The following is a 12,473-nucleotide window of genomic DNA, read 5'->3' on the forward strand; positions in this document are numbered from 1 at the left end:
ATTTTCATTATATTTTACTTTCTATAATAAAGATAAAAAAGCGATATTATTTGTATTGAGATATCGTTTTATGAAAAGTCGTAAAAGAGAATTTTTTATCAAAATAGTTCTCTTTTTTTACGTTTAAGTGAAAAATAAGGGCGTTTAAGTAAAAGTCTTTGACTGTAAGAGAGCTACAGAGGGATAATGCAAGTGAATGTAAGCAAATATGAAGAATGTGGGGGATATTTATGAAGTACAAGAAAACATTATTTGGAATACTCATTGTCTGTGTGGGTCTTTTTTTTATAATATGGATTAACAGGAATAAGAATCATGATCCTGATAGTATCTATTGGGCAAAAGAAGAATTTGAAAACGAATGGGAAGATCAAGATTATTATGAAAGGGATAATTCTCAGCAAAATGCAAGAGAGATAGGACAGACTAATGAAACAGTTGTACCAGTTGAAAAGGTATTCTATACATATGAGGATGTCTATGTCTATTATGATATGCTGGATCAGAAAAAAGATGAACTGTATAAAAAACTTTTATCTATTTATATTATTGGGAATCCTCATAAACTTTATCATGAGGGATATGCTACCTATTTGGGGAATTTGGGAAGAAGCCTGATATTTGAGTGCCAAAGATTTCAGAGTGTTAAGTATAGTGGAACTGGAAATCACAATTTAGAAAATCATATTTTTAAATATCATTATTTTTATGGAAGCAATGAATGCTATTATGTGATAGGTAATGAGTTAATCAAGATAGAGGATAATCTCAATCAGGAAAAGTATGATGAGGTTTTAAAAAGCATGGAGATTATTCATGAAAATATCAAACAGATAGAGGTGATCAGACGTGAAGCATAGAATAAAGAACTATTCATTTCAAATATTCATTGTTTTTATATGTATTCAATTAGGAATGAGTCAGGTCAATGCATCTGGTTTTATACGTTTGTATGATGCAACTGTCACAGGTCAAAATGTATCTTTGAATAATTCTTCAAATAATCAAAATGAAGTGAATGAAACTGTATCTATTGGAGATACGAATCAAAGAGAAAGCTTATTCTTTGAGACTGCAAAAGAGAATATTGAAGATGATTTGAAAGAACAGGGGTATAAAGAAGATATCTCAAAACGGACAGAGAATTCAAAAACTCTTTCTTATGATGGTATTGAACAGACAATTATCTATAATGAACCCGTTTATTATAAGAAGAATAATCAGTTGAGGGAATATGACAATGATTTTGTTAAATCAAAAGTAAGAAGCTCATATACAGTCTATCAGAATAAATCTGGAGATCATCATTATCAGATACCTGAAACCTTAAATCAGGATAGTCATATTATTATTGATAATATAGAATTGAGTCTTAATCATATAGAAGAGACACAGGGTGAGATTAAAGAGAATACCGCCTATTACCACAATGCTGAGGATCAGAAGGATTATGGTATTACAGCCTATAATACAGGAATGAAAATAAAGAGTGCTATTAGTGATAAGCAGCATAGTCTTACACAAAGCTACAGTCTTCACTTGCCAGAGGATTATACTGTTCAATTAACTGATGATCATACAGCAGCTTATATCTATCAAGAAGATAAGCCAATGCAGGTGATATCAGCAGGCTGTTTAAAGGATGCTGATGGAAATGTTATTGATTTATATGATTTAGAATTACAGTTGAATGAGAAAGAACTGGTCATAGCGCCAACGCAAGAAAAAATGAAACAATTAACAACTGCTCCTTACAGCATGGAGGTCTCTGTTAAGACAGTAACGAATCCTGATTATAGTTTAATTAAACTTTATGGTGTTCGTTCAGGAGATAAATATAAAGATAAATCCTATGCTCCAGAAGTGAATTCCAATTATGCTCATTTTGCAATGGTGGGAAGAGACCCACAAGGTTCCATCAATGAGGGAACACCAAGCCCTGAGAATGTTGGTCTGATTAAGGTGGATTTTAATGCTCTGGTAAATAAATATATTGGTGAGCATCGACGCATTGAAAGTGCCAGTATGAGTCTGCGTCTAGCAACGACAATCAAAAACAAATCAACATTATCAATGAGCAGATTAAATGAAAAAATGCCTCTTTTTGATAATTACAATAATCTAAAATGGACAAAATATGAGTCCTACTTTCAGAAATACAAAGACAGAAATCAGGAATATAGCCCAGTTCGACTGGATACAAAAACAGTGACAAGAAAACCAGGAACTGTTCAGTTTATTTCATTTAATATAACGGATGCGATTGATGACTGGTATCAGGGAAATCCAGCTCATGGACTGATCTTAGAAGGAGATTCAGCTGATACCAAAGCACAGGCTATTTTTAATCATGCCAGTTCCAATGATTTGGAAGTTTTGCCATATATGACAGTGAGTCATGTTCAGGATGGACCAATTAATCCTAATCTATCATTAGATGATACAACACTTCAGATGAGACCATTTACACAATCTAATGGACAGGGCTTACTACATTTTACTGCTTTAGGCTTTGATGGTCTATCAAGACCAGACAGTGATGTTCAAATCCAGGTTGTTGATACTGTCAATCAAAAAGTCGTTTACAATCAAACAACAAATGCAGCATCAACTTATCGTATATTTCCACTCTATGACAAGATAGCTAATGCTCAGCAATATTATCGTAAGGTCAGTAACTATCAGATGAATGAGCGTCTATTAAGCAGTTCACTGGAGAATAATCATTTGTATCAGATCAAATATAAAGTGACTGCATATGACAAGAATGGAAATGTACAGGCAACAAAAAATTGGACCAATTCAGAAACTTTTCAGTTATACAAGGTAGGAGGTTTTGATAGAATATCAAGAATTATTGATTTCTATGGAATTAAAAATACAAGTCAGTTGAGATTGGATAATCATATGTTTGACAGTCTGCTTGTTCAGGAAAACTTATTATTCTTAAGAAATCCTACCAAAAATCAAAATAAAGCTTATTCATCCCAAACACTAACTGTCAATGATAAAAAAGCAATAGATATGGCTTTGATGGGGAGAGGATTACATTGTGAATATGGTTATGAACCTGTTAATTATAATACTGGTAATCTTTATTACAATAATCAGGATGCCTATTTTGTAGAATATGGAGAGAAGTATTATTTTGAAAGAAGCTATAATTCTCTAGCAGAAAAAAGTGGGGTCTATGGAAATAACTGGGACCTGAATTGGAATTATCAGCTTTCATTTGCCAATAATGCTGCCTTGTTTAGTGATGGAACTGGAAAAATATTAACTTTCTTTAAAAATGGAAATTCTTATCAGTCGCCTGATGGATATCAGATGACAATGAAACAGGAAAAAGTTGATGAAAAGATTTATTATGTAGACAGTGGTTATTATGATCAGGAGGAAACACCAGTTCAGGAGAAGGTTGTTGTTCCTATCTATGATTATATTATTACTGATGTCTCAACACATAAAGTCTATCGCTTTAATGATGAAGGTTATATTCAGGAAGTTATATTAGATGAATATGGTCATAAGATGGTCTATTCCTATGACAGCAGTTATAATGTCAAACAGATGAAAAGTTCTTCAGGCAAAGTCTTCACTTTTACATATAATGAGAATCATTATCTTGTCAGTATTCAATTACCAAACTATACAAAAATACAGTATGATTATGATAGTCAGGGAAATATGATTGGTTTTACTGATCAAAAAGGCTATAAGATTCATTATGCCTATCAGGGAAAAGGTTTATTAAAGACTTACACAAGTCGTGAAAGTAATCATATTATCCTTACAAATGAATTTGATTCATTAGGACGTGTTATAAAACAGACAGATGCTAAAAATCAGACAGTGACATTTCAGTATAACAGTAGCTATACAAAAATAAATGGCTATGATGGAAAAAGTGAATATGTCTATTTAGATAGTGAAAAAAGAACAACGAAAAAAGTGAATCAGGATGGACAGGTTTCAAGTCATACATATAACTCGGATAATCAGTTAACAAGTACAGTCGAGGATGGTCAAAAGACGCAGTTTATCTATAATAATCAGGGACAGTTGGTTAATGAAGTGAGATCGGATGGGAAGAAGTCGACTTATACATACAGTGGCAATAATATTATTCAAAAGACTGACTTTGATGGAAAGACAACAAAATATGAATATGATTCATATGGTCATGTCACAAAGACAATCAACCCTGATGGAACATATACTGCCAATCGATATAATGCTGATGGACAAATGATTTATGAAAGAGATATTCATGGACTGGAAAAGACTTATACTTATGATAAGGGAAATAAGGTTAAGGAAACTGATCAAAATGGCTATACAATCCAGTATACATATGATGCATTAGGAATGATCAATTCGCAGACAGATCAGGAGAATTATAAGACTGAGTTTGTTAGAGATCAAAGAGGACAAAAAATTAAAGAAATATCACCTACAAGTACAAAGCATTATTCATATGATGGTGATGGAAATCTTGTCTATGAAGAAGATGGCAATGGTCATGGTATTTATTATAAATATGATGAATTATCTCGATTGATTGAGAAAAAAGATGCCTATGGAACTGTTAAGACAGAATATGATGTCAATGGAAATATCATTCAAACAACAGATGAATTAGGATTTACAAAGTCATATACATATGATGCTTTAAAAAATAAGACAAGCTATACCAATGAAGAAGGATATAGTGAATACTATAAGTATGATGATAAAAATCAGCTTATTGAAACACAGGATATAAAAGGAATAAGTACCTATCATACATATAATTCACTTGGACAGATTATAAAAGAACAGAGATTAGATAAAATCAATACATATCAGTATAATGATCAGGGTCAATTAACTGAAAAGAATGAAAATGGAATCATCACAACATTTCAATATGATCAATATGGAAATATCAGTTTCAAAGAAACAAATGGAATGAAAGAAGAATATGAATATTTCTATGACCAGTTATTATCTCAGACAATCAAAGGTGCAAAAACAACTTATGATTATGATATTTATGGACGAAAAATCAAAGAGACAAATGCATTAGGTGATTCAACAACATATCTCTACTCACCAAGTGGGAATCTAATTCAAACAACTCAGCCTAATGGGAACATATATACGATGACTTATGATGGTGATCATCATTTGTTATCGACAACAGACAGTTTAGGAAATAAGACATCCGCAGAATATGATGCGAATGGAAATGTCATACGATCATATGACGAAAATGGAAATGTAACAACATATACATATACAGCCAGAAATCAAAAGGCAAGTATGAAAGATCCTTTAGGAAATGTTTATACTTATACATACAATGCAAAAGGCCAGCTTATAAAAACAGCCGATCCTCTTTGTAATGAGAGTATAACGTCATATACACCTTTAGGAAATGTATCTCAAACAACAGATTCTATAGGAAGAAGTGTTGAAACATTTTATGATGAAGCTGGTCAAGTTATAGAAATAAAAGATGTCAGGGGGAGAAGTGCAACACAGGTCTATGATGATTATCATCGCTTAATCTCTTCAACTAATATTTATGGAAAGGAAACACGTTATACATATGATAAGTTTGATCGTGTTATAAAGACAGAAGATGATTATGGTCATATCAAGGAAATGACTTATAATGATTTAGGACTGCCGATCACTGAAACAAATGAAAAAGATCAGAAAATAATCTATGAATATAATCAGTATGGCTATCTTATCAAAACAACTGATATAAGAGGGAATGAAACAACAAGTCAATTCAATGTTCTAGGTCAGGTTATTTCTCAAACAGATGAAAGAGGTATAAAAACAATCTTAACATATGATCAGGTTGGAAATGTTCTGACAAAGACAACTGATAAAATAACCACAATATATCAGTATAATCAAATAGGTTTATTAGAAAGTGAAACAGATCATCTAGGAAGAACAAAATCATACCAATATGATGCCAAAGGAAATGTCATTGAAACAAAAAATGCATTAGGATATAAAACCAAGAATATCTATGATGCCAATAACAACCTTATTGCAACTATTAATGAAAAGAATCAGAAAACATCATTTGAATATGATGCTCTCAATAGACCATTCAAACAAATCAATCCAGATTTAACCTTTACACTCAATGCTTATGATCAAGTCGGGAGAGTTATAGAATCTACAAACGAATTAGGTTATCAGCAAAAAGTAGAATATAATGATTTAGATCAGGAAGTTGCGGTTATAGATGCAAAAGGGAATCAGACAACATATGAGTATAATGATCAGGATCTATTATCTCGCACAGTTTATCCAAATGGTTCCTCAACAGCAAACATCTATGATGAAAAGGGTCAACTTATAGAAAGTTTAGATGTTCAGGCGAATCGTTATCAATATGAATACGATAAATATGGCAGAAAAACAAAAGAAACATCCCCTAATGGATATTTCAAGGAATATATTTATAATGCATACGATGATGTTGTTCAATGGAATGATAATGATGGGGTACTACTGACATATGAATATAATCAGTATGGTCAACAGATTTCAGCAACCAATAGAGCACAGCAGACTTCAAAAACAATTTATGATGCATTGGGACGTGTACAGGAGGAAGTTGATATCAGAGGTAACAGTTCCTACATAGAATATGATGTTATGAATCGCATGACTCGGCAGACAGATGTGAGAGGGAATATCACTACCTATACATATGATGAATTAGATCGTGTGACTGAAACAAGGGTCAATGAAAAAGTGACACAGCAGGTTTATGATTGCTTAGGGAATGTGATTAAAGATATTGATGCATTAGGTTATGAAACAAGTTATGAGTTTGATGAGAGAAATCAGCTCATTAAGGAGATCAATGCATTAGGACAAGAAACAAGATATACTTATGACGCTACTGGTCATGTATTAACAGTAACCAATGCTAAAAATCAGGTCAAGGAATATGGCTATGATGAATTAGGTCAGAAAACAAAGGAAATTAATGAAGCTGGTGAGGAAAGACTTTATCATTATAATCATATGGGTCAGGTTGAAAGTATTCAAACCGAAGATCAAAAGATTATTCAGTATCAGTTTGATATATCGGGGAATATGATCAAGATAGCTGTCAACAAGCAGGATAAATATCAGTTTAAGTATGACAATATGAATCAGCTAACTGAGCAAAAGGATGCTAAGCAAAATACAGAATTCTATACTTATGATATCAGAGGAAATATAAAATCCTATACAGATAAAAATGGAACCGCCATTCATTATGAGTATACGCCAACCAATCAGTTAAAAAGACTTTATTGTGATACAATAGAGAATGAGTATCAATATGATAAATATGGTCAATTAATACGAGCCTACAGAAACACTCAAAAAGAAGCATCAACTTTTAAGTATAATCAGTATGGAGATATCATAGAAGTCACAGATCCAAATGACCAAAGTGTTCAGTATACTTATGATGGATATGGCAGACAGTTTAAAGTTTATTATCCAAGTGGACAAAAGGTTTCCTACAAATATGATGACTTAGATCATGTTATTGAAGTTAAGGATGGAAAACAGACAACACATTATACATATGATGCTTTAGGAAGAGAGATTCTAGAAGAATCATTACTACAGAAGAAAGAAACGACTTATAATGAGATTGGTCAGATTATAGAAAGTAAAACAAATCTCAAGGATAAGCAAATCTCTTATCAGTATGAGTACGATTCGTTAGGAAATACTCGAAAAGAGATATCAAATATCAATGGTCAGAAACAAACTAAAGAAATGGCATATGATAAAGCAGGTCAGCTCATAACAAGTCGGATAGCAGCTGGCGATGATATCAGGGTATCCAGTTATACCTATGATGAATCAGGGAACCGAATTCTTTATGAGGAAACAGTGAATGGTGAAAAGACCATCAAGCACAGTAGTTATAACGCTAATGATGAACTTATGGAAGATGGTAAAGCCATCTACAGACATGATAAACAGGGAAATGTTATAGAAAAGATTTATGAAGATGGTCATAAGGAAAAAATGTTCTATAATGATTTCAATGAACTTGTCCTTATGAAGAGTACAAACGGCAAGAAGATTCGTTATGGATATGATGCATTAGGAAACAGAATTTCCAAAGAAGAAAAGGCCCCAATAGATTCAAAGGACTTCATCAATTATCTTAAGACAGATGTCAAAATACCTGATCTTGACAAAATGATTACATCATATGAAGAACTAGATGAAGTTCTTGATAGAAAGAAAGCTGAATATCAGGATGCATTTAGTCACGAACTGCCAAACCAGACATCAACATGGCTGACAAGTGAAGGAATAGATGTAAAAACATTCTATGTCAATGATATCACATATGAGCATACACAGGTTCTGGAACTTCAGCAGAACAAACAGGTCGAAACATACACGTATGGAAACAATAGAATTTCAATGACCATTGATGATCTTTCAATGAATTATATCTATGATGGAAAAGGAAATGTTATAAGTGATGATGGACTGGATAAGCATATCTTTACATATGATGACTTTGGAAAAAGTCTAGAGAATATCAATGATAGCTATGCCTATAGAGGAGAGAATACAGAGTACAACTACCAGTATCTTAGAGCAAGATACTATGAGACAGCAAATGGACGCTTCCTGTCAAGAGATGACTATCTGGGAGAGAGAAATGCAAGTGAATACAATCAGTATATCTATGCATTGAACAATCCATCCATGTATAAGGATCCCAGTGGACACTTCAGTATATCAGCAATTGCAGATATCATGATATCAAGTACAAAGAAGCTGGCACAGGATCATATAGATAAGGGAGCAGAGCTACTGAGCAAGGGTCTAGACTGGATGGGCAAGATAACAGGCATGAAAGGTGCAACCAATGTCGTTAAAAAGGAAGTCAATAAGGCAGCCAAGAAAACCAAGAAGATAGTTGATGAGGTCACTCGCAATGTAAAGAAGGCTGCAGCAGCAGTAGACAAGAAGAAACAGCAGCAACAGCAGAAAAACAGCTTTATTGAGTATGCAAAACAGCATGGAATAGATGAAGCCTACAGGAAGTTTAAGAATATGGATGGTTCACTGCTGGAGGAGGCAGTAAAAGCCTATTGTGATACATTAGGCCTAGAATATACATCAGTGAAGGATGCATTAAAGAGCATATCAAAAGTAGAGAAGGGATTATCACTTTTATCAAAATATACAACAATCTGTGAAACCATAAAACATGCTGGAAATGTGAATGAATCTGCTGTACAATCAAGTGTAGGATATAGCAGCGAGTCAAGCATGCATAAAGTCTATCTAGGAAAGGCTATTGAAGTGCTTTCGGATACAAGAGCACAGGCCTGTAACTTTCCAGGGAGTAATATAAATGTCTCAGCAAAGATTAATACAATATACAATTATCCATATGGGACAAAAGAGCTGACAAACGAATATGCATCAAGCATGAATAGTCACTGTAATGATATGATAAGACATATCTGGACAAGTCCAGAAGAGTATAAGGCAGTAAGAGTATGGGTAGGAACAGGGACATATAGTGGAGGCAGATGGGAAGATGCAGTCTATCATGTCGGAAGCAAGCAGTATCATGCATATGGAAACTGGCTATACACAACATTTGTGCCATGGGGAGCAGAGATACAGGAGCATGCAGAGTTACTTGAATTTCTAGCCACAATAGCAGGAGCAGCAAATCAGTCATACAATCCATATACAGGAGCAGGCACGGTAACAGGGAAAGATAGTATAAAAGGACCTAGTAGTACAAATGGTGGTGAAAGTACAAATCATGCAAATAGCAGCATAGGTAATTCATCAGTAGGAGATATAGGGAATACAACAAGTTCAGGGGGACATGGAAGTACAGGAAACAGTACATCAAAAGGATATGCTTCATCAGGAAATACAAGTCCAGGCTATGCACCTCCCTCTTCATCTAATGGTGGCTATCAGGGAGTTAGTGGAGCTAATTCAATATTTAATAAAGGAAAAGATGTCTTAAAAAGGTTTAATCTTGATGATGCTTATGTAAAGCCAAAACATCTATCAACTAGTGGTGGTAATGGAACTAAATTTCTAGGAGGTTCCAAGGCAGAGGCAGAAGTAATATTAAGAGAAGGGTTAAAGAATGGAACAATTAAAACCATAGCAGACAATGGCATAACAAAGCTTGGGTCTCAAAGTTATGAAATTATTATTGATGTAGGGAAAGTTATTGGAACTAAGGGTGAAACGCTAATTAAGATTGTTTTATCAGAAGATGGAGGTATGCTAAGTGCATTTCCTGTTAAATAGAAAGGAAAATATCATGAACGTTTTAGAAAGATTTTTACAATCAGAAATTAACACGCAAGAGTTATATGATGATATTATTTTGTTCATCACATCATTTCATATCAGAAATGGAGAATTTGAGGGGAATGAATTCATTATTAAAAAAATGGACCAAACCAATTATATTATTTTTCCCGAATATGAAGGTGGGGATGGAGAAAGAGAGATACATGCTGCAATAGCAATCTATAGAAATAATTTAATAAAAGAAATAAATGATTGCGCCACTAAAAAAGGTATTATTGTTAGAGAAATTAAAAATTAAATAATATACATCAGAGAAAGAGTATTCATAGTGAGAGTGCTCTTTTTCTTTGTCAAAAATTAACAGGTTGAATTTGCAACTCAATCAAGTCCTCTCTGTGTACGAAGTGTAAGCAGAGGGAAGGGCTTGAGGATTGAAGCGTTATTGACAATCCTTGTGTGGGCGACAAGTAACACCGCCCTACACATACACACCAAGAAACAGGAAATAGGTTATTTTAATGGCTTAAATCCTGTTTTTTTACTGCACAGTTTTATGCCAAAAAATAGGAGTAAATATAAATGTTTAATGAAGTTTTGCTCATTTTACGGAATTAAGGTCTTTGCAACAGTAGTAATAGTGTAAGTAATTTTAAGAATCTTGCCAATTCGTTACCTTTCATTTGTAATAATAGTAGAAAAGATAAAATGTTTTCTAAAATGGTAGACAAATTCACATTTGCATTTGTGTTTCATTGTGAAGAGAATAGAAAACTTTTCTAAACTATGCAACAAATACAGGTAAATACCAAAGGCGAAGCACGCAACCCAATTATGCGAGCTTATTTTGAATGCAAAATAGCAGAGGGAAAGACAAAGATACAAGCATTATTATGTATCATGAGAAGATTAGTGAACATCATTTACAGTATGATGAAGAGGAAAACAGCCTATCAAATACCTACCAAAAGAGAAGAAAGTAAAGCAAGTGCATAAGAGAAGATGAAAAAGCAAAGAAAACGTGGTAAAATAAGGACATATCCAGTATTTGACCACTTAAAAAATAAGTAGTCAAACCCAGCCCGCAGGGAGCTAGTGGAGCTGAATTTGGTGATGATTTTGGTAAAATGGGTACTTATGTAGAAAAGCCAAGTTTAAAAGTAGATTGGGAGCAATATGCTGACCATGCTACGAATGACTCAATGGTTAAACGTGGGATTAATCAAGAAATGGTAGATAGCTATGTAGCAAATGGTAAAGCATTATCTCAAGGAAATGGTAAATATGCTTTTGTTTCTCGTGATGGTGTTGCTGTTGTTACTTCAAATGGGAAATTAGTGACAACTTGGTCAAGCGCAAATTTTGATGCTAATATGCTAGAGATCGTAGATAAATTGTTTGGTAAAGGTAAATAATCATTTTCAAGATTACATCGTTAAATATTTTTTAAAGGAAGGATAAGTAAAAGGCATGAATAATATAAAAAAAGAACGCATAAAGAAAATCATAGATGAATGGGACCCTATTGATTTATTACCATTTGCTCCGCCTGATGAATACGATTATGAAATAAATAAAATATATAGTGTTATTGAAGACAAAGTAAATATTGAACATCAATATTTATCAGAAATCATTTACAATGTCTTCAAAAAGACGTTTGGTGAAGATGTATTTTTAAATACTATAGAAGATTGTATGATTGTAGCTGATAGTATTTTGCAGTCGATAAATTGATATTAGTTTAAGAATCGGAGCTTTATAAGCTCCTTTTTTGTGAAGCTCTGGTAAGAAGTTGAAGCTTCAAGCCACTCCTAGCGTACGAAGTGTAAGCAAGGGAGGTGGCTTGGATTGGAGCGTAGTGACAATCCTTATAGGGCGCATTAGTAACACCGCCCTACACATACAGACCAAAGAGCAGGAAATAGTCTCTACATAAGGCTTTGCAGTTGATTTACGACTGCAAAGTTCTTTGTTGTAGAATCTTATGATTTAAAATAATATGATAAATTTTTATAAATATGCAACAAATCACTTCTCTGTGGGCAGTTACTGTGTGGAAGACAAGGAGGACATAAACATATCAAAGAAAGAATTAAGTATCAAGATTGATTATCTAAGTGTCGTATTAGATA

5 protein-coding genes are annotated in these 12,473 nt (G+C 33.4%); all 5 read left to right on the forward strand.

Annotated features, from left to right (window positions below):
- The first annotated feature begins 230 nt into the window (after positions 1 to 230).
- The 5 genes from GQF29_RS11095 to GQF29_RS11115 all read left to right on the forward strand — a co-directional run bounded on the left by GQF29_RS11095 (position 231) and on the right by GQF29_RS11115 (position 12,075).
- Positions 231 to 860 carry a hypothetical protein gene (locus GQF29_RS11095; RefSeq protein ID WP_008787392.1) on the forward strand — a complete coding sequence of 210 codons (630 nt, stop codon included), beginning with the start codon at positions 231 to 233 and terminating at the stop codon, positions 858 to 860.
- A complete protein-coding gene (locus GQF29_RS11100; protein WP_160340809.1) occupies positions 850 to 10,335 on the forward strand; it encodes a DUF6531 domain-containing protein in 9,486 nt (3,161 codons plus the stop codon). Before GQF29_RS11095 ends, GQF29_RS11100 begins: the two co-directional genes overlap by 11 nt.
- A gap of 13 nt (positions 10,336 to 10,348) precedes the next feature.
- Positions 10,349 to 10,639, forward strand: coding sequence for a hypothetical protein (locus GQF29_RS11105; RefSeq protein ID WP_008787397.1), 291 nt, complete (start codon positions 10,349 to 10,351; stop codon positions 10,637 to 10,639).
- An 826-nt stretch (positions 10,640 to 11,465) separates the two neighbouring features.
- Positions 11,466 to 11,753, forward strand: coding sequence for a hypothetical protein (locus GQF29_RS11110; RefSeq protein ID WP_008787399.1), 288 nt, complete (start codon positions 11,466 to 11,468; stop codon positions 11,751 to 11,753).
- A 55-nt stretch (positions 11,754 to 11,808) separates the two neighbouring features.
- Positions 11,809 to 12,075, forward strand: coding sequence for a DUF1871 family protein (locus GQF29_RS11115; RefSeq protein WP_008787400.1), 267 nt, complete (start codon positions 11,809 to 11,811; stop codon positions 12,073 to 12,075).
- Positions 12,076 to 12,473: the final 398 nt, after the last annotated feature.

The organism is Coprobacillus cateniformis, from assembly GCF_009767585.1.
Taxonomy (GTDB): Bacteria; Bacillota_I; Bacilli_A; order Erysipelotrichales; family Coprobacillaceae; genus Coprobacillus; species Coprobacillus cateniformis.